24 protein-coding genes and 1 other RNA gene are annotated in these 26,998 nt (G+C 55.0%); 15 read left to right on the top strand and 10 right to left on the bottom strand.

Translation table 11 applies throughout. The features are described from left to right. Positions 1-83 precede the first annotated feature (83 nt). The 5 genes from fbaA (at position 84) to srsR (ending at position 4,908) form a co-directional block, all read left to right on the top strand. The gene (gene fbaA, locus DA718_RS04560; RefSeq protein WP_112216558.1) at positions 84-1,163 is read left to right on the top strand and encodes a class II fructose-bisphosphate aldolase; all 1,080 of its coding nucleotides are present in this window, start codon (positions 84-86) and stop codon (positions 1,161-1,163) included. A 187-nt stretch (positions 1,164-1,350) separates the two neighbouring features. After that, the gene (gene mscS / locus DA718_RS04565) at positions 1,351-2,208 is read left to right on the top strand and encodes a small-conductance mechanosensitive channel MscS (protein ID WP_112216557.1); all 858 of its coding nucleotides are present in this window, start codon (positions 1,351-1,353) and stop codon (positions 2,206-2,208) included. Between the two features lie 189 nt (positions 2,209-2,397). Next, positions 2,398-3,033: an arginine exporter ArgO gene (argO, locus tag DA718_RS04570; RefSeq protein ID WP_112216556.1), complete on the top strand. Its 636-nt coding sequence runs from the start codon at positions 2,398-2,400 to the stop codon at positions 3,031-3,033. 90 nt (positions 3,034-3,123) lie between these two features. Then, the gene (locus DA718_RS04575; protein WP_112216555.1) at positions 3,124-3,891 is read left to right on the top strand and encodes an oxidative stress defense protein; all 768 of its coding nucleotides are present in this window, start codon (positions 3,124-3,126) and stop codon (positions 3,889-3,891) included. 120 nt (positions 3,892-4,011) lie between these two features. Continuing rightward, on the top strand, positions 4,012-4,908 hold the full coding sequence (gene srsR / locus DA718_RS04580; RefSeq protein ID WP_112216554.1) for a LysR family transcriptional regulator SrsR: 897 nt from the start codon (positions 4,012-4,014) through the stop codon (positions 4,906-4,908). On the opposite strand, the gene DA718_RS04585 is transcribed toward srsR, so the two are convergent. From DA718_RS04585 to argP, 5 genes are all read right to left on the bottom strand, one after another. Continuing rightward, a complete protein-coding gene (locus DA718_RS04585) occupies positions 4,905-6,371 on the bottom strand; it encodes an acetyl-CoA hydrolase/transferase family protein (protein ID WP_112216553.1) in 1,467 nt (488 codons plus the stop codon). The two genes, srsR and DA718_RS04585, sit on opposite strands and share 4 nt — an antisense overlap. A 10-nt stretch (positions 6,372-6,381) precedes the next feature. Continuing rightward, positions 6,382-7,167 carry a methylmalonyl-CoA decarboxylase gene (scpB, locus tag DA718_RS04590; protein WP_112216552.1) on the bottom strand — a complete coding sequence of 262 codons (786 nt, stop codon included), beginning with the start codon at positions 7,165-7,167 and terminating at the stop codon, positions 6,382-6,384. Positions 7,168-7,180: 13 nt separating this feature from the next. Further along, on the bottom strand, positions 7,181-8,173 hold the full coding sequence (gene meaB, locus DA718_RS04595) for a methylmalonyl Co-A mutase-associated GTPase MeaB (protein WP_112216551.1): 993 nt from the start codon (positions 8,171-8,173) through the stop codon (positions 7,181-7,183). Further along, positions 8,166-10,310: a methylmalonyl-CoA mutase gene (scpA, locus tag DA718_RS04600; protein WP_112216550.1), complete on the bottom strand. Its 2,145-nt coding sequence runs from the start codon at positions 10,308-10,310 to the stop codon at positions 8,166-8,168. The genes meaB and scpA overlap by 8 nt, the downstream gene beginning before the upstream one ends. A gap of 200 nt (positions 10,311-10,510) precedes the next feature. Then, a complete protein-coding gene (argP, locus tag DA718_RS04605) occupies positions 10,511-11,404 on the bottom strand; it encodes a DNA-binding transcriptional regulator ArgP (RefSeq protein WP_110276731.1) in 894 nt (297 codons plus the stop codon). 168 nt (positions 11,405-11,572) lie between these two features. On the opposite strand from argP, the gene rpiA reads away from it, so the two are divergent. Together rpiA and serA are read left to right on the top strand one after the other, a co-directional pair. Then, positions 11,573-12,232: a ribose-5-phosphate isomerase RpiA gene (gene rpiA / locus DA718_RS04610; RefSeq protein ID WP_110276730.1), complete on the top strand. Its 660-nt coding sequence runs from the start codon at positions 11,573-11,575 to the stop codon at positions 12,230-12,232. A gap of 269 nt (positions 12,233-12,501) precedes the next feature. Then, positions 12,502-13,734: a phosphoglycerate dehydrogenase gene (gene serA / locus DA718_RS04615; protein ID WP_112216549.1), complete on the top strand. Its 1,233-nt coding sequence runs from the start codon at positions 12,502-12,504 to the stop codon at positions 13,732-13,734. 379 nt (positions 13,735-14,113) lie between these two features. On the opposite strand, the gene DA718_RS04620 is transcribed toward serA, so the two are convergent. The 3 genes from DA718_RS04620 to zapA form a co-directional block, all read right to left on the bottom strand. Further along, positions 14,114-14,710 carry a 5-formyltetrahydrofolate cyclo-ligase gene (locus tag DA718_RS04620; protein ID WP_112216548.1) on the bottom strand — a complete coding sequence of 199 codons (597 nt, stop codon included), beginning with the start codon at positions 14,708-14,710 and terminating at the stop codon, positions 14,114-14,116. 111 nt (positions 14,711-14,821) lie between these two features. Continuing rightward, positions 14,822-15,005: non-coding RNA, 6S RNA (ssrS, locus tag DA718_RS04625), on the bottom strand. Positions 15,006-15,046: 41 nt separating this feature from the next. After that, positions 15,047-15,376, bottom strand: coding sequence for a cell division protein ZapA (gene zapA / locus DA718_RS04630; RefSeq protein WP_110276727.1), 330 nt, complete (start codon positions 15,374-15,376; stop codon positions 15,047-15,049). A 163-nt stretch (positions 15,377-15,539) separates the two neighbouring features. Here zapA and DA718_RS04635 point away from each other — a divergent pair, with 163 nt between their 5' ends. The 8 genes from DA718_RS04635 to DA718_RS04670 all read left to right on the top strand — a co-directional run bounded on the left by DA718_RS04635 (position 15,540) and on the right by DA718_RS04670 (position 25,721). Further along, a complete protein-coding gene (locus tag DA718_RS04635; RefSeq protein ID WP_130624346.1) occupies positions 15,540-16,118 on the top strand; it encodes a YecA/YgfB family protein in 579 nt (192 codons plus the stop codon). Between the two features lie 51 nt (positions 16,119-16,169). Beyond that, positions 16,170-17,486, top strand: coding sequence for a Xaa-Pro aminopeptidase (pepP, locus tag DA718_RS04640; protein ID WP_112216546.1), 1,317 nt, complete (start codon positions 16,170-16,172; stop codon positions 17,484-17,486). After that, positions 17,483-18,655 carry a 2-octaprenyl-6-methoxyphenyl hydroxylase gene (gene ubiH / locus DA718_RS04645; protein ID WP_112216545.1) on the top strand — a complete coding sequence of 391 codons (1,173 nt, stop codon included), beginning with the start codon at positions 17,483-17,485 and terminating at the stop codon, positions 18,653-18,655. The genes pepP and ubiH overlap by 4 nt, the downstream gene beginning before the upstream one ends. 10 nt (positions 18,656-18,665) lie before the next feature. After that, positions 18,666-19,868 (top strand): FAD-dependent 2-octaprenylphenol hydroxylase, encoded by a 1,203-nt coding sequence (gene ubiI, locus DA718_RS04650; protein WP_112216544.1) that lies wholly within the window; start codon positions 18,666-18,668, stop codon positions 19,866-19,868. Between the two features lie 420 nt (positions 19,869-20,288). Beyond that, positions 20,289-21,383, top strand: a complete 1,095-nt coding sequence (gene gcvT / locus DA718_RS04655) for a glycine cleavage system aminomethyltransferase GcvT (protein WP_112216543.1) — start codon at positions 20,289-20,291, stop codon at positions 21,381-21,383. Between the two features lie 23 nt (positions 21,384-21,406). Continuing rightward, positions 21,407-21,796 carry a glycine cleavage system protein GcvH gene (gcvH, locus tag DA718_RS04660; RefSeq protein ID WP_110276721.1) on the top strand — a complete coding sequence of 130 codons (390 nt, stop codon included), beginning with the start codon at positions 21,407-21,409 and terminating at the stop codon, positions 21,794-21,796. A 247-nt stretch (positions 21,797-22,043) separates the two neighbouring features. Then, the gene (gcvP, locus tag DA718_RS04665; RefSeq protein WP_112216541.1) at positions 22,044-24,917 is read left to right on the top strand and encodes an aminomethyl-transferring glycine dehydrogenase; all 2,874 of its coding nucleotides are present in this window, start codon (positions 22,044-22,046) and stop codon (positions 24,915-24,917) included. 60 nt (positions 24,918-24,977) lie between these two features. Beyond that, complete coding sequence (locus DA718_RS04670) at positions 24,978-25,721, top strand: SDR family oxidoreductase (protein WP_112216540.1); 744 nt, start codon at positions 24,978-24,980, stop codon at positions 25,719-25,721. Positions 25,722-25,908: 187 nt separating this feature from the next. Here DA718_RS04670 and DA718_RS04675 read toward each other — a convergent pair whose 3' ends face one another. Both DA718_RS04675 and DA718_RS04680 read right to left on the bottom strand, forming a co-directional pair. Beyond that, positions 25,909-26,409: a protein disulfide oxidoreductase gene (locus tag DA718_RS04675; RefSeq protein ID WP_112216539.1), complete on the bottom strand. Its 501-nt coding sequence runs from the start codon at positions 26,407-26,409 to the stop codon at positions 25,909-25,911. Continuing rightward, positions 26,399-26,998, bottom strand: a complete 600-nt coding sequence (locus DA718_RS04680; RefSeq protein WP_110276717.1) for a DsbA family protein — start codon at positions 26,996-26,998, stop codon at positions 26,399-26,401. Before DA718_RS04680 ends, DA718_RS04675 begins: the two co-directional genes overlap by 11 nt.

A 26,998-nucleotide genomic window follows, 5' to 3' on the forward strand; every position in this document is an offset into this window, starting at 1 on the left:
GGTGACCCGCCTGTTTTTCAGCGCGCTTAAACGCTCGCGAACCTTCTTCAACGGTCGAAGATACAGATACAGGACTACGTAACATGTCTAAAATTTTTGATTTCGTAAAACCGGGCGTCATCACTGGCGACGACGTTCAGAAAGTGTTCCAGGTAGCTAAAGAAAACAACTTTGCTCTGCCAGCAGTAAACTGCGTGGGTACTGATTCCATCAACGCCGTTCTGGAAGCAGCTGCAAAAGTTCGTTCTCCGGTTATCGTTCAGTTCTCTAACGGCGGCGCAGCGTTCATCGCGGGCAAAGGTGTGAAAACTGACGTTCCTCAGGGCGCAGCAATCCTGGGTGCTATCTCTGGTGCGCATCACGTACATCAGATGGCAGAGCACTACGGTGTTCCAGTTATCCTGCACACTGACCACTGCGCTAAGAAACTGCTGCCGTGGATCGACGGTCTGCTGGACGCGGGTGAAAAACACTTCGCAGCTACTGGCAAACCGCTGTTCTCTTCTCACATGATTGACCTGTCTGAAGAAACTCTGCACGAAAACATTGAGATCTGTTCTAAATACCTGGCTCGTATGGCTAAAATGGACATGACTCTGGAAATCGAACTGGGTTGCACCGGTGGCGAAGAAGATGGTGTGGATAACAGCCACATGGACGCTTCTGCACTGTACACCCAGCCGGAAGACGTTGATTACGCTTATACCGAGCTGAGCAAAATTAGCCCGCGTTTCACCATCGCGGCTTCCTTCGGTAACGTACACGGCGTTTATAAGCCGGGTAACGTAGTACTGACCCCGACTATCCTGCGCGATTCTCAGGACTATGTTTCTAAGAAACATAACCTGCCGCACAACAGCCTGAACTTCGTCTTCCACGGCGGTTCCGGTTCTTCTGCTCAGGAAATCAAAGACTCCGTAAGCTACGGCGTAGTGAAAATGAACATTGATACCGATACCCAATGGGCGACCTGGGAAGGTATTCTGGGCTACTACAAAACGAACGAAGCTTACCTGCAGGGCCAGCTGGGCAACCCGAAAGGCGAAGACCAGCCGAACAAAAAATACTACGATCCGCGCGCATGGCTGCGTGCTGCTCAGGTGACCATGGTGGCACGTCTGGAGCAGGCATTTAAAGAACTGAACGCGATCGACGTTCTGTAAGAAAACGCTGTTTCTTACTCTGAAGCCCGCAGAAATGCGGGCTTTTTTATTATCTGAACAACATGAAATGTTGCTAAATAAATGTGATCAGTTTGGCAAAACGTACACTTTTTGTTTACCCTTAACCTACCTGTTATTTCAGGTTTGGTTTTTTATTTCCCGTCCGGGTATCCATAAGGAATGTTAAATGGAAGATTTGAACGTTGTCGATAGCATAAATAACGCCAGTTCGTGGCTGGTGCGCAATCAGGAATTACTGCTGAGCTATGCCGTCAACATCGTAGCGGCTATCGCGATTATCATTGTTGGTATGATCGTGGCGCGGATTGTGTCTAATACGGTGAATCGCCTGATGCGGGCGCGACATATTGACGCTACCGTTGCCGATTTTCTTTCTGCGCTGGTACGTTACGCCGTTATTGCCTTTACGCTGATTGCCGCTTTGGGCCGCGTCGGGGTGCAAACAGCCTCAGTCATCGCGGTTCTCGGCGCCGCCGGTTTAGCAGTCGGCCTGGCGCTACAGGGTTCGCTCTCTAACCTTGCTGCTGGTGTTCTGCTGGTCGTATTCCGCCCATTCCGTGCGGGTGAATACGTTGACCTTGGCGGTATCGCGGGTACCGTGCTGAACGTGCAGATTTTCTCCACAACCCTTCGTAGCGCGGATGGCAAGATTGTGGTGGTGCCGAATGGTAAAATTATTGCCGGAAACATTATCAACTTCTCCCGTGAGCCGGTCCGTCGCAACGAGTTTGTGATTGGCGTGGCCTACGACGCTGATATAGACAAGGTGAAACAGCTATTGACCAATATCATTGAGTCGGACGAGCGTATCCTGAAAGATCGTGAAATGACCGTTCGCCTGAATGAACTGGGCGCTTCATCAGTGAACTATGTGGTACGCGTCTGGAGTAAAAGCAGCGATCTGCAAAGCGTTTACTGGGATGTTCTGGAACGTATTAAGCGCGATTTTGACGCTAACGGTATCAGCTTCCCGTATCCGCAGATGGATGTGAATTTGAAGCAGATAAAAGACCCGGCGGAGTAATTTTCACGCCAGGTTTAGCGATAAAGGCTCGCCGTCCCTGATGGTGAGCCTTTTTAGTTTGCAGAGTCAAATTATGGGAAACACTCAGTTATTAGTCTGGCTAATTAATGATTAATAATATCAATTTCCGCTAATAATGATATCGCGCTATAGTCAGCCGCATTAACGACCTTAGCGGAAATATTCAACATGTTATCTTATTACTTTCAGGGGCTTGCCCTGGGGGCGGCAATGATTTTGCCTCTCGGACCCCAAAATGCGTTTGTGATGAATCAGGGCATTCGCCGCCAGTACCATCTGATGATTGCGCTGCTATGCGCTATCAGCGATCTGCTGCTGATCTGCGCCGGTATATTTGGTGGCAGCGCGCTGTTGATGCAGTCTCCGTGGCTGTTAGCGTTGGTAACCTGGGGCGGCGTGGCCTTTTTATTGTGGTACGGTTTCGGCGCGTTGAAAACGGCTTTTAGCAGCAATCTGGAGCTGGCCAGTGCGGAAGTCATGAAGCAGGGACGCTGGAAAATCATCGTCACGATGCTGGCGGTGACCTGGCTTAACCCGCACGTTTATCTTGATACTTTCGTGGTGCTCGGCAGCCTGGGCGGACAGTTAGCAATGGAGCCAAAGCGCTGGTTCGCGTTAGGTACCATCAGCGCTTCATTTTTATGGTTTTTTGGTCTGGCTCTGCTGGCCGCCTGGCTGGCCCCGCGTTTGCGCACGGCAAAGGCACAGCGCATTATCAATGTGCTGGTCGGCCTGGTGATGTGGGTGATTGCGCTACAGCTGGCGAAAGACGGCCTGGTGCATGTGCAGATGCTGCTTAACTAAGTCTTGTCCGATGGACTTTCCGCGTGTACGCGCTAAGCTTGCAGGCATGCGTCTGTGTATGGACGACCAATGTAAGATGGAGATACGACAGTGAAGTTAAAAGTCATGGCCCTGGTGGCGGCACTCGGATTTAGCGTAATGGCAGTTCAGGCAAATGAATTGCCAAACGGCCCACATATTGTCACTTCAGGCACCGCCAGCGTCGCTGCGGTTCCTGATATCGCAACTCTGGCGATTGAAGTCAACGTTTCGGCGAAAGACGCGGCATCGGCAAAGAAACAGGCCGATGAGCGCGTGGCTCAGTATCTTTCCTTCCTGGAAAAGAGCGGCATTGGAAAAAAAGATATTAACTCGGCCAACCTGCGCACCCAGCCTGATTATGATTATCAGAATGGCAAAAGCATTCTCAAGGGCTACCGCGCAGTGCGTACCGTTGAGGTCACGCTGCGTCAGTTAGATAAGCTGAACGGCCTGTTGGATGGGGCGTTAAAAGCCGGTCTGAATGAAATTCGCTCCGTGTCGTTGGGCGTTGCGCAGCCGGATGCTTACAAAGACAAAGCGCGTAAAGCGGCGATTGATGATGCCATTCATCAGGCGCAAGAGCTGGCGACAGGCTTCCATGGTAAACTGGGGCCGGTTTATAGCGTGCGTTATCATGTCTCCAACTATCAGCCAAGCCCGATGGTGCGGATGATGAAAGCCGATGCCGCACCGGTTTCTGCTCAGGAAACCTACGAGCAGGCGACCATTCAGTTTGATGACCAGGTTGATGTGGTGTTTGAACTGCAACCGACCCAGTCTACGCCAGCACCCGCTGCGCCAGCGAAACCCGCTGAAGAGCCAAAAGCGGCACAGTAATTCCGTTACCCGGCATTCGTGCCGGGTTTTTTCTGTGACCATCTGTAAAAATGAGAGCACGGCAAAAGTCTTTTCTCCTGATGAAGTGAGGATATATCCCTGTCCTTTTACGAGGTAAACATGGATATCTTTATTTCGAAAAAAATGCGTAATTTTATCCTGCTGGCGCAGACCAATAACATCGCCAGAGCGGCGGAAAAAATACACATGACCGCCTCCCCGTTTGGCAAAAGCATCGCTGCGCTTGAGGATCAAATTGGCTATACGCTGTTTACCCGCAAAGATAACAGTATCAGTCTGAACAAAGCGGGGCAGGAGCTTTATCAGAAGCTGTTTCCGATTTATCAGCGCTTATCGGCAATTGATAACGAAATCCATCACTCGACGCACCGTTCGCGCAATATTGTCATCGGTATCGACAACACGTATCCCACCATTATTTTTGATCAACTGATAAGCCTCGGCGACAAATACGACGGCGTCACCGCGCAGGCGGTGGAGTTCAGCGAAAATGGGGTGATTGATAATCTGTTTGACCATCAGCTCGATTTTATTATCTCGCCACAGCACGTTTCCGCTCGCGTTCAGGAGCTAGAAAATCTGACCATCACCGAGCTTGCACCTTTGCGGCTGGGGTTTCTTGTTTCCCGTCGTTACGAAGATAAGCCACCGCAAGAGCTTTTGCGTGAGCTACCCTGGTTGCAAATGCGCTTCCAGAACCGAGCGAATTTTGAGGCGATGCTGGATGCTTATATGCGCCCATGCGGAATTAATCCCACGGTCATCTATCGGCCTTACAGCTTTATGGCCAAGATCAGCGCCGTGGAGCGCGGACAGTTTCTGACGGTGATCCCGTATTTTGCCTGGCGTCTGGTGAACCCGGCGAAGCTGAAGTACTTCGACGCGCCCGGTAGCCCAATGTATATGCAGGAGTATCTCTACTCGCTGAAAAACCATCGCTATACCGCCGCAATGCTTCAGCACATTACTGAAGATCGCGACGGAACGGCGAATTAGCCGAGCATCGAGCCGTATTCGATTAAGTTACGGTGCAGATCGAATGCGTGGCGGAGGTCGTGATGAATATGCCCGCCGGGCGCATTTTCCAGATAGCGATGCAGGTAGTTTCGATAGAGCGGATGCGCGCAATTTTCGATAATCGTGTGCGCCCGCTGTAGCGGCGATAGCCCACGCAGATCGGCGATCCCTTGCTCGGTGATGATGACTTTCACACTGTGCTCGCTGTGATCAACATGGCTGCACATCGGCACAATCGTCGAGATTTTCCCATCTCTGGCAATTGACGGTGCCATGAAAATGGAGAGATATGCGTTGCGCTCGAAATCGCCGCTGCCGCCGATGCCGTTCATCAGATTCACCCCGGCCACGTGGGTGGAGTTGGCGTGACCGTAGATATCAAACTCCAGCCCGACGTTCAGGGCGATAACCCCCAAACGGCGGATGATCTCCGGATTATTGGAGATCTCCTGCGGGCGCAGTATGATGCGGCTGGAGAAGAAGTCCATATTGTCGTAAATCTTATGCAGCGAATCGGCGGAGACCGTCAGGCTGGAGGCGCTGGCCCCGGTGATTTTTCCGCTTTCCAGCAGATGTACCACCGACTCCTGCAAAACCTCTGAATACATCGTAAACGGCGGAATATCCGGGTTTTCGCCAAGCCGCGCCATCACCGCGTTGTTGATATTGCCAACTCCGCTTTGCAGCGGTAGAAACTCAGACGGGATCCGTCCCTGCGCCATCTCATTGAGCAAAAATGTCACTACATTGTCGGCGATTTGCTGGCAGAAAGGGTTGATCTTCTCCAGTGCGTTACCAGCATCGGGCAGATCGGTCTCCACTACCGCGACAATCTTTTTCGGATCGACCTGTACGTACTGGCTGCCTACGCGATCCATGGTGTGAAAAATAGAGACGCTATTGCGACGCGGCGGCGCGCCGGGGATCACGATATCAGCCAACTCAGCAACCCGCGGGCAGTGGTAGTGATTAAGCTCAATGATCACTTTTTTTGCCCGCAGCAGCCAGGTTGGTGCATTGCCGATCCCGCTGGAGAGCCAGACTCGCCCATCCGGCGCAATGGCTGAAGCCTCGATCACCGCAACGTCAATATCGCCAAAGAAGCCGTAGTTGACCATCTGCGCCACTTCACTCAGGTGCAGGTCGACAAATTTCACTCTCCCCTGATTGATTTTTTGCCGCAGGCCTGAGGCGGTCTGATACGGTGCGCGCCACGAGACGGCGTCGGCTTCTGATAGGGCATCATCCGCCACTGCACTAATTGACGCCCCGGTTAGCAAACGAATCTGAAAAGGCTGTTGCGCCTGATGCAGTTCGCTGGCGCGGCGGGCAATGGCAGCAGGCAGGGCCTTGGGCGAACCGGCGGGCGTGAACCCGCTGAACGCAACCATCTGGTCGTGCTGGATAATCTCCGCTGCTTCATCGGCGCTCATCCGTTTCATTTTGCTCTCCTTAATGGCCGACAAAATTAGGTTTACGTTTTTCCATAAACGCGCTCATTCCTTCCTGATAATCCTCACTGTCGTAAACGGCGCGGCGCATCCCCTGAATACGTTCGAACTCATCGGAATTCATGGTGTGCGCTTCGCCAAGCACGCGCAGCTCTTCCTTTATTACCGCAATGGCCAGCGGCGCTTTTTCCGAGATGTGGTGCGCCATCTGGAGGGTGAAATCTTCCAGCTCTTCAACCTCCACGACGTGGTTGAGAATGCCGACCGCCAGCGCGCGCTGGGCGGTAATCGGCAGGGCGGTGAAAATTAGTTCTTTAACGATATGGAAACCTGCGTCGCGGGTAAGGTTGTGGATGCCGACCAGGTTGTACGGTACGCCGAGGTTGACCGGGGTCATTGAGAAGGTTGAGGTGCTGGCAGAAATAATCAGATCGGAACTCATGATCATCTCAAACGCACCGCCCCAGACGCTGCCTTCAACCATTGAGATCACCGGCTTCGGGTATTTTTGGATCATGCGGGTGATTTGGCGTAGCGGATCGTCATAAGAGAGCGGATCGCGGCGTCCACTGGGTAATTCGTGGATGTCATGACCAGCGGAGAAGACTTTCGCTCCGCTCGGGGCTCGTAAAATAACGCAGCGAATTTCCGGCTTGTTGAGATCGCTTAGCGCCTGCATCAGATCGTCGATAAACACCTTGCTCAGGGCATTGAGCTTGCGGGTATAGTTGAACTCAATGACCGCAACTTTCTGGATGATTTCAACATTAACATATTGATAAGACATAAATATCCTTGCATTAAAAGTAATGATTCTGGAGAAATTCGCTGATCTGCCGCAGTCCGGTACGCGGCGAGAGGCTGTTATTTTTGACGGCTTGTAGCGTCTGCTGGAAGTAGTGCTCGAAGTCGGTACGGGCAAAGAGCTGGTGCAGCGCTTCCGTTTCGGTCTGCTTTTGCAGCCACTCCACCGCCTGCTGCTGACGCAGTTTTTCCAGACTTCCGCTGGCGGTCAGTGCCGTCCTGAAGTCAAGGATGGCGAGCCAGATTTCTTCTAAACCGCGTTTTTCCAGCGCGCTACAGCTCAGAACGCGCGGCTGCCACTCAGCGTATTTTCGACGCAATATATGTAGCGCGGATTCGTACATATGGCGGGCGATGGCGACGCTGGAGCGGTTATCACCGTCGTCTTTGTTAATGACCACCAGATCCGCCATCTCCATGATGCCTTTTTTGATGCCCTGGAGGTCGTCGCCGCCACCGGCGATTTGCAGTGAGATAAAGCAGTCCACTAGGCGGGAGATCTCTGTTTCTGACTGCCCAACGCCGACGGTTTCGACGATCACCACGTTGTAACCCGCTGCTTCGCACAGCAGCATTAATTCCCGAGCGCGCTGGCTTGTGCCGCCAAGGTGCCCGCCGGAGGGAACCGGCCGAATAAACGCGCTGTCTGAGCGCGATAGCTCGACCATCCGGGTTTTATCGCCGAGAATGCTGCCGCCGCTAACCGGACTGCTGGGGTCAACGGCAATTACCGCCACCTTTAACCCCTCACGGATTAGCAACATGCCAAAGGTTTCCAGAAAGGTGCTTTTTCCGGCTCCCGGCGTACCGGTGATGCCCAAACGCAGGGCGTTACCGGTGAACGGCATAATGGCGTCCAGCAGTTGCGTACTCAGCGCCTGATGCCGAGAATGTTGGCTTTCTACCAGCGTCATGGCCTGGGCGAGCGTGGCGCGCTCCCCCAGCAGCAGTCGACGGATGGCATCAGCAAGGGTGGATTCGTTAATCATGATGCTGGCTAATCCGCGTCAACACGTCGCGCACGCTCTCCAGCATCGGCGTGCCGGGGCCGTAAATGGCCGCTACGCCATGCTCATGCAGGAAGGCGTAATCCTGCGGCGGGATCACGCCGCCGGCGATGACGCAGATATCATCACGACCCCATTTTTTCAGTGCGGCAACCAGTTCAGGAATCAACGTCTTGTGGCCCGCCGCCAGTGACGACGCGCCAACCACGTGCACGTCGTTTTCCACCGCCAGACGGGCGATCTCATCGGGCGTGGAGAACATCGGGCTGAGATCGACATCGAAGCCGAGATCGGAATAGGCGCTGGCGATCACTTTGGCCCCGCGATCGTGGCCGTCCTGGCCCATCTTGGCGATTAGAATACGCGGACGGCGGCCGTTCTCTGCCAGGAACTGGTCAGTTTGCGCAACAATAGCGTCAAACTCGCCGGCGGATTTATCCGACTGGTGGTAGCTTTGCGCAATGACTCCGGTGACGCACTGGCTGGGCACCAGATAACGGTCAAACGCGGCTTCCAGCGCGTCGGAAATCTCACCGAGCGTGGCGCGAACGCGGGCGGCGTTAACGGCGGCGGCGAGCAGGTTTTCATTATGCTGTGCGGCGTGGGTGAGGGCGCTCAGCGCGGATTTTACTGCCGTATCGTCACGGGTGGCGCGAATACGTTCCAGCGAGGCGATTTGCTCGTTGCGCACTTTAACGTTGTCGATTTCCAGTACCGCCGTTTCGTCCTCTTTCTCCAGTTTGTACTTGTTGACGCCGACGATAACGCGCTTGCCCTGGTCGATCAGCGACTGCTCGCGGGCGGACGCTTCTTCGATCATCCGCTTCGGCAGGCCCGCTTCGATGGCCTTTGCCATGCCGCCCGCTTCGTCGATCTGGCGGATAATCGCCCGCGCCTGCTTGACGATGTGATCGGTCAGCGACTCCACGTAGTAAGAACCGGCCAGCGGATCGACGGTGCGGCAGATCTCCGACTCCTCCTGAATGATGATCTGCGTATTGCGTGCGATGCGGGCGGAAAAGTCGGTGGGCAAACCGAGCGCCTCGTCGAAGGCGTTGGTGTGCAGCGACTGGGTGCCACCAAGCGTAGCGCCGAGTGCTTCGATGGTGGTGCGGATCACGTTATTGTACGGATCCTGCTCGGTCAGGCTCCAGCCAGAGGTCTGGCAGTGGGTGCGCAGCGCCAGCGACTTTGGATTGGTCGCGCCAAAACCGCTGACCGCCTCGCTCCACAGATAGCGTGCGGCGCGCAGCATGGCGACGTTCATAAACAGATCCATGCCGATGCCGAAGAAGAACGACAGGCGCGGGGCGAAATCGTCGATTTTCAGCCCGGCGGAGAGTGCGGCCCTGATGTACTCGATGCCGTCGGCGAGGGTGAACGCCACCTGTTGTACGCAGTTAGCGCCCGCTTCGCCCATGTGATAGCCGCTGATGCTGATGGTGTTAAAGCGCGGCATGTTGTCTGAACACCAGGCGATGATGTCGGCGATAATGCGCATCGACGGCTTCGGCGGGTAAATATAGGTGTTGCGGCACAGGTACTCTTTCAGAATATCGTTCTGGATCGTCCCGGTAAGCAGTTCCGGCGCCACGCCCTGCTCCTGCGCCGCCACGACGTAAAACGCCAGCACCGGCAGCACCGCACCGTTCATGGTCATCGATACGGACATCTTATCCAGCGGGATCTGGTCGAACAGCACCTTCATGTCTTCGACGGTATCGATGGCGACGCCCGCTTTACCAACGTCGCCCGCCACACGCGGGTTATCGGAGTCGTAACCGCGATGGGTGGCGAGATCGAAAGCGACGGAAAGCCCTTTTTGCCCGGCGGCGAGGTTGCGGCGGTAAAAGGCGTTGGACTCTTTGGCGGTGGAGAAACCGGCGTACTGGCGGATGGTCCATGGCTGGGCGGTATACATGGTGGCCCGCGGGCCGCGAACGTAAGGTGCCAGGCCGGGAAGCGTGCCAGTGACCTCCAGATTATCGAGGTCGGCTTCGGTATACAGTGGTTTGATGGCAATCCCTTCTGCCGTCTGTTTTACCAAAGACTCAACGGTTTTTTCCCGCCGACTCAGTTCCTTATTGGCGAGCGTCCGCCACTCCTGCAAGTCTGACATTTTGTGCTCCGTATTCCACAATTAAAATAAGGTATTGCGAATACGGTGAGCTTTTTAACGATCCTTGTCGCCAGCAAAAAATAGCCATCAATGCGTCGTTTTTTGCCGCATGGAATATTTTATTTTGTGATGTATTTCAAAGACGTGGTGTAGGGATGGTGGGTCAAGCAGGCCGGATAGATCCGGCCTGCTGGCGAGGCTTAATCTTGCCTTAACACTTTGTGGCCGTAAGCGATCAGCGCATCGGTGACCCGGCGCATCATGCGGCTTTCTGGCGCGAAACGGTGCCAGTAGAGCATCCGGCGCTGGAACAGGCCAGGGGTGAGGTTAATAAGCTCGCCGCTGTTCAGCTCTTTCTCAATCTGCAAGTGCGGGATCATACAGCAGGTTGTCCCCTGACGGGCCAGTTGCACAAAGGCCTCAGAGGAGTTAACGATATGGCAGGGTACGCTACCAGGTGGTAAGTCGAAGTTCTGTTGCAAAAAGGCCTGATGCATATCATCAAGATGATCGAATGCGACTACCGGGGCTTTGAGCAGCGCCGAGCGGGTCACGCCGTTAGGGAAATAGCGTTGTGCAAATTCTTTGGAGGCGACGAACAGGTAGTCCAGAGCCCCGAGTTGATCGACCAGACAGCTTGGCAGCGCCTGCGGCTGGATACTGACCGCACCAACCACTTCGCCACGGCGCAGGCGTTCCTGAGTCCGGGTTTCATCTTCGACCTGCAGATTCAGACGAATAGGCGAGTCGGAAAGTACGCTGGAAAGCGCGGGCAGCAGCCAGGTCGCCAGGCTGTCGGCGTTGACCGCCAATGACAGCAGCAGCGGCGTAGCACCGGTCTGCTCATCGCCCAACCACTCTTCTTCCAGCAGCTCAACCTGGCGCAGCAGGGCCAATAGCTTTTGCCCTTGTTCGGTCGGACGCGGCGGGACGGTACGCACCAGCAGAGGCTGCCCAAACATATTTTCCAGCTGTTTGATACGCTGGGAGACGGCGGACTGTGTAATACAAAGCTTCTGAGCGGCGCGCTCAAACCCTCGTTCCCTGATTACCGCGTCCAGCGCTTGTAGTGTTCTGTAGTCCGGTCGTTTCATTGATCTGGCGTACCCCTAGTACTTTTCGTTAACTTGCACTATGACATAAATTTGTTTTTGATGAAGACGAAAAATGATCTACTCAGTTGTGTGATCCCCGTCGCAGGGACAATGGCACCTTTGATGTTCTATAATGCGCCACAGGAATTCACATCTCGGACCATAATCATGACGCAAGATGAACTGAAAAAAGCGGTAGGCTGGGCGGCATTGCAGTATGTACAACCTGGCACCATTGTTGGAGTCGGCACTGGCTCCACGGCGGCGCATTTTATTGATGCGCTGGGCACCATGAAAGGGCAGATTGAAGGCGCGGTTTCCAGCTCTGATGCTTCGACTGAAAAACTGAAAGGCCTCGGCATTCATGTGTTTGATCTCAACGAAGTGGATAGTCTTGGCGTTTACGTTGACGGTGCTGATGAAATCAACGGCCATATGCAGATGATCAAAGGTGGTGGCGCAGCGCTGACGCGTGAGAAGATTATCGCCTCGGTCGCGGATAAGTTTATTTGTATCGCTGATGCGTCTAAACAGGTCGATATTTTGGGCAAATTCCCGCTGCCGGTTGAAGTGATTCCGATGGCGCGTAGTGCCGTCGCGCGTGAACTGGTTAAGCTTGGTGGTCGTCCGGAATATCGTCAGGGCGTGGTGACTGATAACGGCAACGTGATCCTCGATGTATTTGGCCTGGAGATTCTGGATGCTATTGCGCTGGAAAATGCGATTAACGGCATTCCAGGCGTCGTTACCGTTGGTTTGTTCGCCAATCGTGGCGCTGACGTGGCGTTGATCGGAACCGCCGATGGTGTAAAAACTATCACTAAATAGTCTGATCAGGGGGAGTGAATGGCTCCCTCGTAAATATTTTTTTGTCAGGACGATTTTGGTGACTTCTGTCACATTTATGCGGCTGGTGTCATTAACAATCTACCTTTCTTTTACTTTCTGGTGTTTTGTCCTGTCATTTCCCTCTGTGTGATATTTCTTCAGGTCGTCGACGCAAACGTTCATATTGCCGCAATAGTTTTTTTTGATATGTTGCTGAGAAGAACTTTCGTTCCGCACGACATCAGATAAGACAAAAACAGGACGGGGAAATGGCTAAGGTATCACTGGAAAAAGACAAGATTAAATTTCTACTGGTTGAAGGTGTGCATCAAAAAGCGGTGGATAACCTCCGCGCAGCAGGCTACACCAACATCGAATTTCACAAAGGCGCGCTGGACAGCGAAGAGCTGAAAGCGTCGATCCGTGATGCCCATTTTATCGGCCTGCGTTCCCGTACTCACCTGACTGAAGAGATCTTCGCGGCGGCGGAAAAGCTGGTTGCGGTCGGTTGTTTCTGTATCGGTACCAATCAGGTTGATTTGAATGCGGCGGCAAAACGCGGTATTCCGGTGTTTAACGCGCCGTTCTCAAATACCCGCTCTGTTGCTGAACTGGTGATCGGCGAACTGCTGCTGATGCTGCGTGGCGTACCGGCGGCAAACGCCAAAGCGCACCGCGGTGTCTGGAACAAGTTGGCTGTCGGCAGCTTTGAAGCGCGCGGCAAAAAACTGGGTATTATCGGCTATGGCCATATCGGTACCCAGTTGGGTATTCTGGCAGAATCGCTGGGAATGCACGTTTATTTCTATGATATTGAAAGCAAACTGCCATTAGGTAATGCCACGCAGGTTCAGCATCTCTCTGATCTGTTGAATATGAGCGATGTGGTGAGCCTGCACGTGCCGGAAAACGCCTCCACCAAGAACATGATTGGCGCAGAAGAACTGGCGCTGATGAAACCAGGTGCGCTGCTGATTAACGCCTCTCGCGGTACTGTAGTTGATATCCCGGCGCTGTGTGATGTGCTGGCGAGCAAACACCTGGCGGGCGCAGCGATTGACGTATTCCCGACGGAACCGGCGACCAACACCGACCCGTTCAATTCGCCGCTGTGCGAATTCGACAACGTGATCCTGACTCCGCACATTGGCGGATCAACCCAGGAAGCACAGGAAAATATCGGTCTGGAAGTCGCTGGCAAGCTGGCGAAGTACTCCGATAACGGTTCAACGCTTTCTGCGGTTAACTTCCCGGAAGTGTCGCTGCCGCTGCACGGCGGTCGCCGTCTGCTGCACATCCATGAAAACCGTCCGGGCGTACTGACTGCTCTCAACCAGATTTTTGCCGCTCAGAGCATTAACATTGCGGCTCAGTATCTGCAAACCACCCCGCAGATGGGCTATGTGGTTATTGATATTGAAGCGGAAGAAGATGTCGCGCAGCAGGCGCTGCAGGCAATGAAAGCTATCCCGGGTACGATTCGCGCACGTCTGTTGTTCTAATCATTTTTGTCAGTGGGCAGGTTGTTGACCTGCCCTTTTTCCTTTCCGAACCCCTCATTTCTGAAATTTCCCGCGTTCATACAAACTCTTTGCGAGGCTTGCCGCAAACGGTGATTAAAGCCGATAGATGCCGTTGTGCCTGAAAGAAAGGGAATTACGATAAGGGCGCAGCATGAGGCTGAAACGGGAAAGCCCCTACCGAAGCAGGGGCTCTAAAAGGAAAGGGACGATGATGAGACTATTCATCATGTTGCTTATCCTGTTAATCATCGCCTACCCAGCATATTAACAGAGAGGAAGCAGGAGGGAGGTTCGCCTCCCTCACCCTTTACCTGAGAATTTAGGTTAAAAAAAAAGCAATGTCAATGGGGCCGACGCTCTACCACACCCAGGTTTTTGCTGGCGTAACCACTGCGGGCAGCGGGATATCCCACGGCTCCGCTGGTAACGCTTCGACCTGCTGGCAGTCGTGGGCGTAGCCGACCGGCTGTAGATGATACTGCCGCCAGTTTTGCAGCGTCCGATCATAAAATCCACCGCCCATACCCAGTCGCTGTCCGACGGCATCAAACGCCACCAGCGGCGTAATCAGAACATCCAGTTGGCTAAGGGGGAGGACGTCGCGCACATCAAGCTTTGGCTCGCGGATTTTCAAGCGATTCACTACCAGGTTGCTGCTCGGATGGTAGTGCAGAAACAGAAGATTACCCGGGCTGAAAGGGTGGAGCACCGGAAGATAAACTCGCTTACCCGCCCGCCACAGCTGATCAATCAGCGGTTGTGTATCCAGTTCTCCATCAAATGAGAGAAACACTGCCACGGTATGCGCCAGTAAAACCGGTGGATAGGCCATCATTCGGTCCGCGGCCTGAAGCGCAAACTGCGTTTGCTGCTCTGGCGTTAATGCACGTCGGCGCAGGCGAGTCTGCTGGCGAATTTGTTGTCGGCTTAGTGGGATATCTGAAATTTGAGTCATACCGGGCTGCCTGAAAAGCGTTACGAGAGCAAAGGAGACGAACGAAGCAAGTGTAATACACCAGGTGGCAAAAGCCGAAAATGAAACAGGGGGAATGGAACGATAAAGAAGGGAATCTCCGAGATGCCGCCGCAGGCTGTAACCCTTGAACCCTTGGTTCAAGGTGAATGTGTCGTCACAGTCTTAAGGCTTCTCGGACGAACCGAGCATGCTCACCAACCGTGGAGCGCCACATTCTTGTGGTATGAAATATCGGCTCAGGGGACTGGCCCGCTTGCAAACATCTCAGAGAAATTTTGTTCTTGCGATTACTCTAACACAGTTAAATGCAAAGTGTTATTCAAACTTCTGCCCGGGTCTTTCGCTTATGCGACCTTGCTCAAGCAACGCTTGTTCTATGGTCTGCTGAAGCATCCGAATACGCTGTTCCATGCTGGCGGCGTAGTCACGGGTTTTCGCTTTTTCCTGAGCCAATTCGTAGCTGATGTTCAACGCGGCGATGAAAACCAACTGCTCAGTATTTGTGACTCTAGTGCGTTCTTTTAAATCTTGCAACCGCTGATTCAGGTCGTCAGCTGCCTGGTTTAAGGCATCCCTTTGTTCAGGCGGGCAATTCACTCGTAGTGAACGGCCAAAAATTTGGAGATCTACGGGTTGTGCAGACATGCCACCTTCCTGCTGATTGACTGCGCTGCCTTCACGCCCTGCCCGGGTCTGCGAAGGGGCGACACTATAGCTACCCTGGAATGAAGATACAAGCCCCATTCTGGTTCACCAGGGTCCAAAGTGGTAGCATATCATGAATTCCTCCCAACGATGACGAATGCGCATGTCTATACAGAACGAAATGCCTGGTTACAACGACGTAGACCAGTTACTGAACCAACAAGGGGTGGGATTAACCCCTGCCGAAATGCACGGTTTGATCAGCGGGATCCTGTGCGGTGGCAATAAAGACAGCAGCTGGCAGCCGTTGGTACATGACCTGACCAACGAAGGTCTTGCTTTTGGTCATGAGCTGGCACAGGCGCTGCGTAGCATGCATTCCGCCACCAGCGATGCGCTGGAAGATGACGGCTTTCTGTTCCAGCTCTATTTGCCGGATGGCGACGCGGTGAGCGTTTTCGATCGCGCCGATGCGCTGGCGGGTTGGGTGAATCATTTTCTGCTCGGGTTGGGCGTGACGCAGCCTAAGTTAGATAAGGTCAAAGATGAAACCGGCGAAGCCATCGACGATCTGCGCAACATTGCCCAGTTAGGCTACGACGAGGATGAAGACCAGGAAGAGCTGGAAATGTCCCTCGAAGAGATTATCGAGTACGTACGCGTTGCCGCGCTTTTGTGCCACGATACCTTCTCTTCTCAAAAGCCTACTGCGCCGGAAGTTCAAAAGCCGACATTACACTAAGAGCCTGCTGGGATAGGCTCTAATTATTGATTAAATCGTTCAGGGGGCGTCATGACTCAGCAGGAATTTCTCTCTCGTCGCCAGGCTCTGCTGGCACAGATGCAGCCAGGCAGCGCAGCGCTAATTTTCGCTGCACCGGAAGCGGTACGCAGCGCAGATTCGGAATATCCCTACCGGCAAAGCAGCGACTTTTGGTACTTCACCGGCTTTAACGAGCCAGAATCGCTCCTTATCTTGATTAAAAGCGACGAAACGCATAATCACAGCGTACTGTTTAACCGCGTCCGCGATCTGACGGCGGAAATTTGGTTTGGTCGTCGTCTTGGTCAGGACGCTGCGCCGGAAAAACTCGGTGTCGATCGCGCCCTGGCATTTAGTGAAATCAATCAGCAGCTATTCCAGATACTTAACGGCCTCGATGCTATTTATTTTGCACAGGGTGAATACGCTTACGCAGACGAAATCGTGTTCAACGCGCTGGAAAAACTGCGCAAAGGCGTGCGCCAGAATCTGCAAGCACCGAACTCGGTGATTGACTGGCGGCCGATGGTGCATGAAATGCGCCTGTTTAAGTCGGCGGAAGAACTTGAGGTAATGCGTCGCGCTGGTGAAATTTCCGCGCTGGCCCATACCCGCGCCATGGAAAAATGTCGCCCGGGCATGTTTGAGTATCACCTTGAAGGCGAAATCCTTCACGAATTCAACCGCCACGGCGCGCGCTTCCCTTCCTACAACACCATCGTTGGTGGCGGCGAAAATGGCTGCATCCTGCACTACACTGAAAACGAATGTGAACTGCGCGACGGCGATCTGGTACTGATCGACGCAGGTTGTGAATATCGCGGCTACGCGGGCGACATCACCCGAACTTTCCCGGTTAACGGCAAGTTCAGCCCGGCGCAGCGCGAGATTTACGATATCGTCCTCGAATCGCTGGAAACCTCGCTGAAGCTCTATCGTCCCGGCACCTCAATTCACGAGGTTAGCCAGCAGGTCGTGCGGATTATGATTACCGGCCTGGTGCGTCTGGGGATCCTCAAAGGAGATATCGACGAGCTGATTGCCAACAACGCCCATCGTCCTTTCTTTATGCATGGTCTGAGCCACTGGCTTGGTCTCGACGTGCATGATGTCGGCAACTATGACGTAGACCGTTCGCGCATCCTCGAACCGGGGATGGTGCTGACCATCGAACCGGGACTCTATATTGCGATGGATGCCGATGTTCCGGCTCAGTATCGCGGTATCGGCATTCGCATCGAAGATGACATTGTTATCACCGAAGACGGCAATGAAAATCTCACCGCAGGCGTCGTGAAAAAAGCCGATGATATTGAGGCGCTGATGGCGGCGGCGCGCGAGCTATGAGCGTGCTGATCGTTGGCGGCGGAATGACCGGCGCGACTCTGGCGTTAGCCATTTCTCGCTTCACCAGCGGCACGTTGCCGGTGCATCTGGTGGAAGCGACAGCGCCGGAATCCGCGCAGCACCCTGGCTTTGATGCCCGTGCTATCGCCCTGGCCGCCGGCACCTGCCAACAGCTGGCTCGGGTGGGTATCTGGCAAGAGATTGCCGACTGCGCTACGTCTATTCAGCGTGTCCACGTCAGCGATCGCGGTCATGCGGGCTTTGTGACGCTCGATGCTCAGGAGTATGGCCTGGCGGCATTAGGTCAAGTGGTTGAGCTGCACGATGTGGGCCAGCGCTTGTTTGCGCAACTGCGCAAAGCGCCGGGCATTACGTTGCACTGCCCGGCAAAAGTGGAAGACGTCAGCCGCAGCGAGGAGGGCGTAAGCCTCACCCTGGACAGCGGCGAGGTTCTCCACGGTAAACTGCTGGTGGCGGCAGACGGCTCTCGCTCCACTCTGGGGGCTCGTTGTGGCATCAGCTGGCAGCAGCAACCCTATGAACAGTTGGCAATTATTGCCAACGTTAGTACTGCCCTGCCTCACAACGGCCGCGCCTTCGAACGCTTTACCCAATACGGCCCGCTGGCGATGCTGCCGATGTCGCAGGGGCGCTGCTCGCTGGTGTGGTGTCATCCGCAGTCGCGGCAAGAAGAGGTGCTGAGCTGGTCTGACGAACGTTTTTGCCATGAGCTTCAGCAAGCGTTTGGCTGGCGACTCGGCCAAATTACCCATGCCGGAAAGCGCAGCGTTTATCCGCTATCGCTGACTTCGGCCACCCGCACGGTTGCGCATCGTCTGGCGCTGGTCGGCAATGCGGCACAAACGTTACATCCTATTGCCGGACAGGGTTTTAATCTTGGTCTGCGCGATGTGATGAGCCTGGCGGAAATGCTGGCGCAGGCCGCTGGTCAGGACCCGGGTGATTATTCACTTCTGAGCCGCTATCAGGCGCGGCGTGCCGATGACAAAGCTGCCACCATTGGTGTGACTGACGGGCTGGTGCATCTGTTCGCCAATCGCTGGGTGCCGCTGGTCGCGGGGCGCAACCTGGGCCTGATGGCGATGGAATTATTTACCCCGGCGCGAGATGCGCTGGCGCAGCGTACCCTCGGTTGGGTCCCCCGTTAAGGAGTTAAACGTGCAAAGTGTTGATGTCGCCATTGTTGGCGGTGGGATGGTCGGCCTGGCGGTTGCCTGCGGTTTGCAGGGGAGCGGGCTGCGCGTGGCGGTGCTGGAACAGGCAACTCCTCAGCCGCTGGGTATGGATGCGCCACCGGCGTTGCGGGTATCGGCGATTAACGCCGCCAGCGAGAAGCTGCTGAGCAAACTGGATGTCTGGCAGGATATTATCGCCCAGCGCGCCAGCCGCTACCACGGTATGGAAGTGTGGGACAAAGACAGTTTTGGCCATATCAGCTTTGATGACCAGAGCATGGGGTTCAGCCACCTCGGTCATATTATCGAAAACGCCGTGGTGCACCATGCCCTGTGGCAGAAAGCTCAGCGCTGTTCCGATGTCACTCTGTTGGCCCCGGCCCAACTGCAGCAGGTCGCATGGGGCGAGAATGAGGCTTTTCTGAGCCTGCAGGACGGCAGTATGTTAACCGCCCGGCTGGTGGTTGGCGCTGACGGTGCCAATTCATGGTTGCGCAACAAAGCCGATATTCCTTTGACTTACTGGGATTATCATCATCATGCGTTGGTTGCCACTATTCGTACCGCAGAGCCGCATGAAGCGATTGCGCGTCAGGCGTTCCACGGCGAAGGGATTCTGGCGTTCTTGCCGCTGAGCGATCCGCATCTCTGCTCTATTGTCTGGTCGCTGTCTCCTGAAGACGCGAAGCGGATGCAGCAGGCGGACGAAGCCGCTTTCAACCAGGCGTTGAATATTGCTTTCGATAACCGCCTTGGCTTGTGCTCGGTGGAAAGCGAACGTCAGGTTTTCCCGCTGACGGGCCGCTATGCGCGTCAGTTCGCCGCCCATCGTCTGGCGCTGGTTGGCGATGCTGCTCACACCATTCATCCGTTGGCGGGGCAGGGCGTCAATCTTGGCTTTATGGATGCCGCCGAGCTGATTGATGAGCTCAAACGCCTGCATGCGCAGGGAAAAGATATTGGTCAGCATTTGTATCTGCGTCGCTATGAGCGCAGCCGCAAGCATAGCGCCGCATTGATGCTGGCAGGAATGCAGGGTTTTCGCGAGATGTTCTCCGGCAGCAATCCGGCGAAGAAGCTGCTACGCGATATCGGCCTTAAGCTGGCAGACACGCTGCCCGGTGTGAAGCCGCAGCTTATCCGTCAGGCAATGGGACTAAACGACCTTCCTGCCTGGTTACGTTAAGCCCATCACACTTCTCTTTCCCGGCCATCGCGCCGGGTCTCCCGGCTCATTTGAAATAATCTAATCTCACCTCTTTTTTCGCATTAGTTTTATTAATGTTACCTTTTTTTTGTTATAGAAATTAGGTACGTAATTTCGCATAAAATATCATTACACTCTACCTTTAAGGTTTATTACATTGTTTTTATGTGGCATTTGTCGCTTTTATTCAGTTGATAACTCTGTAGGCTCATCGGCGGATTTTGGTCATAAGCTAATGTGATGTCCTGATTCAGCTTATGGTTTACTCCCGGTATCGGTGGTAAGTTCTGGCCGAAGAGAACGTTTGCGTCGGCATCCGTCAGCGATGTCGACGGCGGATTTCGCGGCGCAAAATCGCCAAAAATAGTGGCTGGTTCCGTTTTATTCGATGAGGAAAAGATGGCTCAACAGACTCCGTTGTTTGAACAACACACGCTATGCGGCGCGCGCATGGTGGATTTCCATGGCTGGATGATGCCGCTGCATTACGGATCCCAGATTGATGAGCATCACGCGGTGCGTGGCGATGCCGGAATGTTCGATGTGTCGCACATGACCATCGTTGATTTCCACGGCAGCCGCATCCGTGAATTCCTGCGTTATTTGCTGGCTAACGACGTGAATAAGCTCACCACGCCGGGCAAAGCGCTCTACAGTGGGATGCTAACCGCTTCTGGCGGCGTCATCGATGACCTGATTGTCTATTTCCTTTCTGAAGATTATTTCCGCCTCGTTGTTAACTCCGCCACCCGTGAAAAAGACCTTGCCTGGATAACTCAGCAATCTGAATCTTATGGCCTTGAAATGACCGTGCGTGACGATCTTTCACTGATTGCCGTACAGGGTCCGAAGGCGAAAGAGAAAGCAGCGACGCTGTTTACCGATGAGCAGCGCCAGGCGGTTGCAGGCATGAAGCCGTTCTTTGGCGTGCAGACGGGCGACCTGTTTATCGCCACCACCGGCTATACCGGCGAGGCGGGTTATGAAATTGCGCTGCCGAACGAACAGGCGGTGGATTTCTGGCGCGGTCTTCTGGATGCAGGCGTTAAGCCATGCGGCCTGGGCGCACGCGACACGCTGCGTCTGGAAGCGGGGATGAACCTGTACGGCCAGGAGATGGACGAAGGCGTTTCTCCGCTGGCGGCGAACATGGGCTGGACCATTGCCTGGGAGCCTGCCGAGCGTAATTTTATCGGCCGCGAAGCGCTGGAGTTACAGCGTGAAAAAGGCACTGAGCAGCTTGTTGGCCTGGTGATGACAGACAAAGGCGTCCTGCGCGGCGGCTTGCCGGTGCGCTTTAGCGATGCCGATGGTAATCAGAAAGAAGGCGTTATCACCAGCGGCACCTTCTCCCCAACGTTGGGCTACAGTATTGCGCTGGCACGCGTACCGGAAGGTATCGGCGAAACCGCCGTGGTGCAGATTCGTAACCGTGAAATGCCGGTAAAAGTGACTAAACCTGTTTTTGTACGCAACGGCAAAGCCGTGGTGTGATTTCCCCTTTTGGAGATGAATTGATGAGCAACGTACCAGCAGAACTGAAATACAGCAAAGAACACGAATGGCTGCGTAAAGAAGCTGACGGCACCTATACCGTCGGGATCACCGAACACGCACAGGAGCTGCTTGGCGATATGGTCTTCGTTGACCTTCCGGAAGTGGGCGCCATCGTCGAAGCAGGTGCTGACTGCGCGGTTGCCGAGTCTGTGAAAGCGGCTTCCGATATCTATGCACCCATTAGCGGCGAAATCGTTGCCGTTAACGAAGAGCTGAATGACTCTCCTGAGCTGGTGAACAGCGAGCCTTACACCGACGGCTGGATCTTCAAAATCAAAGCCAGCGACGAAGCTCAGGTTGCCGCTTTGCTGGATGCCACTGCATACGAAGCGCTGTTAGAAGACGAATAAATACGTTTCATTCTTCACGTTGCAGGTGTGTTGGCTGTGGTCGTTCACCCCAGTTACGTACTTATGTACGCTCTTGGGGATTAATGAGAGGCTCCTGCCTCTCACCGGAGGCCAGCCTTCGGCTGATCAAATTCGTTCCCGACGAATTTGTCACTGGCTTGCCACCTGCCTGCAACGCGAATTAGTTTGCGTATTCAGATAAGTAGAGACACCTACGATTCACCGCACGTTTCAGGAACCATCGCTCATGACCCAGACTTTAGGCCAACTTGAAAACCGTGACGCCTTTATTGAACGTCACATCGGCCCGGATGCTCAGCAACAGCAGGAGATGCTGAAAACTGTTGGCGCCGATTCGCTTAACGCCCTGATTGGCCAGATTGTGCCGCAGGATATCCAGCTGGCGACGCCGCCGCAGGTGGGCGAAGCAACTACCGAATTCGCCGCGCTGGCGGAACTGAAGGCGATTGCCGGTCGTAACAAGCGCTTCAAGTCGTACATCGGCATGGGCTACAGCGCCGTGCAGCTGCCGCCGGTCATTCAGCGCAATATGCTGGAAAATCCGGGCTGGTATACCGCCTATACGCCTTATCAGCCGGAAGTTTCCCAGGGGCGTCTGGAGTCACTGCTGAACTTCCAGCAGGTGACGCTCGACCTGACGGGCCTGGATATCGCCTCGGCTTCGTTGCTGGATGAAGCCACCGCCGCGGCTGAAGCAATGGCGATGGCCAAACGCGTGAGTAAACTGAAAAACGCCAACCGCTTCTTCGTTGCCGCCGATATCCATCCGCAAACCCTGGACGTGGTGCGCACCCGTGCGGAAACCTTTGGCTTTGACGTGATTGTCGATGATGCTGATAAAGTCCTCGACCACCAGGATGTCTTCGGCGTACTGCTGCAACAGGTCGGCACCACGGGTGAAGTGCATGATTACAGCAAGCTGATCGCGGAACTGAAAGCGCGCAAAGTGATTGTCAGCGTCGCCGCCGATTTTATGACGCTGGTTCTGCTGACCGCTCCGGGCAAGCAGGGCGCGGACATTGTCTTCGGCTCCGCTCAGCGCTTCGGCGTACCGATGGGCTACGGCGGCCCGCATGCGGCCTTCTTTGCCGCAAAAGATGAATTCAAACGCTCCATGCCGGGCCGTATTATCGGCGTATCGAAAGATGCGGCGGGCAATATTGCGTTGCGCATGGCGATGCAGACTCGTGAGCAGCATATTCGCCGCGAGAAAGCGAACTCCAATATCTGTACTTCCCAGGTGTTGCTGGCTAACATCGCCAGCCTGTACGCTGTATTCCACGGCCCGGTAGGCCTGAAACGTATTGCCAGCCGTATTCATCGCCTGACCGATATTCTGGCCGATGGCCTGCAGAAAAAAGGCCTCAAGCTGCGTCACGCACATTACTTCGATACCTTGTGTGTGGAAGTAGCTGATAAAGCAGCGGTGCTGGCGCGGGCGCAAGCGCTGCAGATCAACCTGCGCAGCGATATTCACAACGCCGTCGGCATCACGCTGGATGAAGCCACCACCCGCGAAGACCTGCAGAACCTGTTCCGTGCCATCGTTGGCGATGATCATGGTCTGGATATCGACACCCTGGATAAAGACGTGGCGCTTGATAGCCGCTCGATCCCGGCCAGCATGCTGCGTGACGATGCGATCCTGACCCATCCGGTATTTAATCGCTATCACAGCGAAACCGAGATGATGCGCTATATGCACTCCCTGGAACGCAAGGATCTGGCGCTGAATCAGGCGATGATCCCGCTGGGCTCCTGCACCATGAAGCTGAACGCTGCCGCTGAGATGATCCCGATCACCTGGCCGGAATTTGCCGAGCTGCACCCGTTCTGCCCGATCGAGCAGGCGGAAGGTTATCATCAAATGATCGCCCAGCTTGCCGACTGGCTGGTCACCTTGACCGGTTACGACAGCGTTTGTATGCAGCCGAACTCTGGCGCACAGGGCGAGTACGCGGGTCTGCTGGCGATCCGTCATTACCATGAGAGCCGTAACGAAGGGCATCGCGATATCTGCTTGATCCCGGCTTCTGCCCACGGCACCAACCCGGCTTCCGCGCAGATGGCGGGGATGCAGGTGGTCGTAGTGGCCTGTGATAAAAATGGCAACATCGATCTGGCAGATCTGCGGGCAAAAGCGGAGCAGCACGCTGACAACCTCTCCTGCATTATGGTCACCTATCCGTCCACCCACGGCGTCTACGAAGAGACGATCCGCGAAGTGTGCGAAATCGTGCATCAGTTCGGCGGCCAGGTTTACCTCGACGGCGCGAACATGAACGCGCAGGTCGGCATTACCTCTCCAGGCTTTATCGGCGCGGACGTATCGCATCTCAACCTGCATAAAACCTTCTGCATTCCGCACGGCGGCGGCGGCCCGGGTATGGGGCCGATTGGCGTGAAATCACATCTGGCGCCGTTTGTTCCGGGCCATAGCGTGGTGCAAATCGAAGGTATGTTGACCCGTCAGGGCGCGGTTTCCGCCGCACCATTCGGCAGTGCCTCGATTCTGCCGATCAGTTGGATGTATATCCGCATGATGGGCTCAGAAGGGCTGAAACAGGCGAGCCAGATGGCGATTTTGAATGCCAACTACATTGCCACCCGCCTGAAAGACGCGTTCCCGGTGCTGTATACCGGACGCGACGGTCGCGTGGCGCACGAATGCATTCTTGATATTCGTCCGCTGAAAGAAGAAACCGGCATCAGCGAGCTGGACATCGCTAAGCGCCTGATTGACTTTGGTTTCCACGCACCGACGATGTCCTTCCCGGTAGCAGGTACGCTGATGGTTGAGCCGACCGAATCGGAAGGCAAAGCCGAGCTGGACCGTTTTATCGATGCGATGCTGGCGATTCGCGGCGAGATTGACCGTGTGAAAGCCGGTGAGTGGCCACTGGAAGACAACCCGCTGGTTAACGCTCCGCATACCCAGGGCGAACTGGTGAGCGAGTGGAATCACCCTTACACCCGTGAGCTGGCGGTATTCCCGGCAGGGCTGAACAATAAATACTGGCCGACCGTGAAGCGTCTGGACGATGTTTACGGCGACCGTAATCTGTTCTGCTCTTGCGTACCGATGAGCGAATATCAGTAATTTGCTGATTAGGCTATCTTTTAAAGGCGCTGCGGCGCCTTTATTTTTTGGGGGAATGGCATGACGATAGCATTAGTGACGGGCGGCAGCCGCGGAACAGGTAAAGCGACGGCGCTGCTGCTGGCGCAGGAAGGTTATACCGTGGTGGTGAATTATCACCAGAACAGTGAAGCTGCGACCGGCGTGGTGAAAGGGATTCTCGCCAGCGGGGGAAAGGCCGTTGCGCTGCAAGCGGACGTCAGTGATGAAACGCAGGTGGTGGCGATGTTTGAGGCTGTCGATCGCCTTGGTGAACCGCTCCTGGCGCTGGTCAATAACGCTGGCATTTTGTTTACCCAGGGGACGATTGAAAGCCTTTGTGCCGAGCGGATTAACCGGGTACTGGCGACCAACGTCACTGGCTATTTTCTTTGCTGCCGGGAGGCGGTAAAGCGGATGTCGCACAAGCACGGCGGTAAGGGTGGGGCGATTGTTAACGTTTCATCAGCGGCCTCGCGCCTGGGCGCTCCGGGGGAATATGTGGACTATGCCGCGTCAAAAGGCGCGGTAGATACCCTGACCACTGGCCTGTCGCTGGAGGTTGCGGCGCAGGGAATTCGGGTCAACGGGGTTCGTCCTGGCCTAATTTATACTGAAATGCACGTCAGCGGCGGTGAACCGGGACGCGTGGATCGCGTGAAGTCGATGTTGCCGATGCAGCGCGGCGGTCAGCCGGAAGAGGTCGCCCAGGCCATCGTCTGGCTGCTGAGCGACAAAGCCTCCTACGTAACCGGCAGCTTTCTGGAGCTGGCGGGCGGAAGATAATCCACAACGCCTTCCCGGAGGCGGCGCTGCGCACCTGTCCGGGCTACCCGCTCGCAGACAACTGTGAACTTGTAGCCCGGTCAGCGCAGCGCCACCGGGAGTTTTGTTATCCATTACACTGTGAATTTCCGGGTTACCAGACGTTCAGACCGCATCGACCCGTAGCTCTGCGAGCGGGGGAGATGCGCTACGACGCCATCCACAGCCGCAGGCGCATCCCCCAACCGCTGGTCCAGCCGCTGGTGACCGACTTCACCTCGCCGCGCGAAATCACGACCAGAGTTGGCGTCACCTGCACATCCCACTGCCGTGAGAGCTGACCGCTGGCGTCGTTGATCGTCGGTAACGCCATCTTTTTATGCGCCAGCCATTTCTCCAGGGCGGCGTTATCGCCGGAGCGCAGCGCCACGGTTATAACGTTACCGCCATCGTCAGCCAACGCGGCCACCGATGGCGTGGTGTAACGACATACGCCGCACCATGTGGCCCAGACGTACAGCAGCAGCGGACGTTCGTGGCTCATCGCCGCCAGATCGATCGTCCGACCATCAAGGGTTTGCAGCGGCGTGCTGGTGAAATTTTGCGGCAATGCGGGTTTACGCATGTAATCCACCGCCAGGCTTATCCCCACCCCAATCAATAGCAAGACGATCCCCTCGCGCAGCCAGCGCGTTAATTTACTGTGCATCCGCTTTCGCCAGCTGTTCTTTCACCAGCGCCTCCAGATCTGCCTCGGGGATTGCGCCCGCTACCATCTCGTCGCCGATAATGGTGGCCGGTGTGCCCTGAATATTCAGCACCTGCGATAAAATCAGGTTCATCTTCAGCGACTCCATGGTTTTCTCATCGATCTTCACCCCGTCAGTGGCGGTCTTCTGCTGCGCGGCGTGAATGCTGACATCATCGTGATAGCCCTTTTTCGCCATTAGCCGCTGATGCAGCGCCCAAAACTTATCTGGCTGCTGCTGCCAGGTTGAGAGCGCGGCTTTTGCGGCGTTGACCGAACTTTGCCCCTTAAACGGCAGTAGCTTCACAATCAGTAAAACGTCAGGATTATCATGGACGATTTTCTCCAGCATTGGGTCGAACTGCTTGCAGTAAGGGCAGTTGTAATCCGTGAATGAGACGATGGTCAGTTTCGGCTCTTTGGCTCCCATACGCGGGCTTAAGGGATCGTTAAACAGCAGCCTGGCGAGCTGGTCATCGGTGGACGATTCCGGCGCGGCCATGCTAAATGTTGCTATGCACAGCAGCAGTAATGCGGTGATGATTCTCAT

The organism is Klebsiella huaxiensis (genome assembly GCF_003261575.2).
GTDB lineage: Bacteria > Pseudomonadota > Gammaproteobacteria > Enterobacterales > Enterobacteriaceae > Klebsiella > Klebsiella huaxiensis.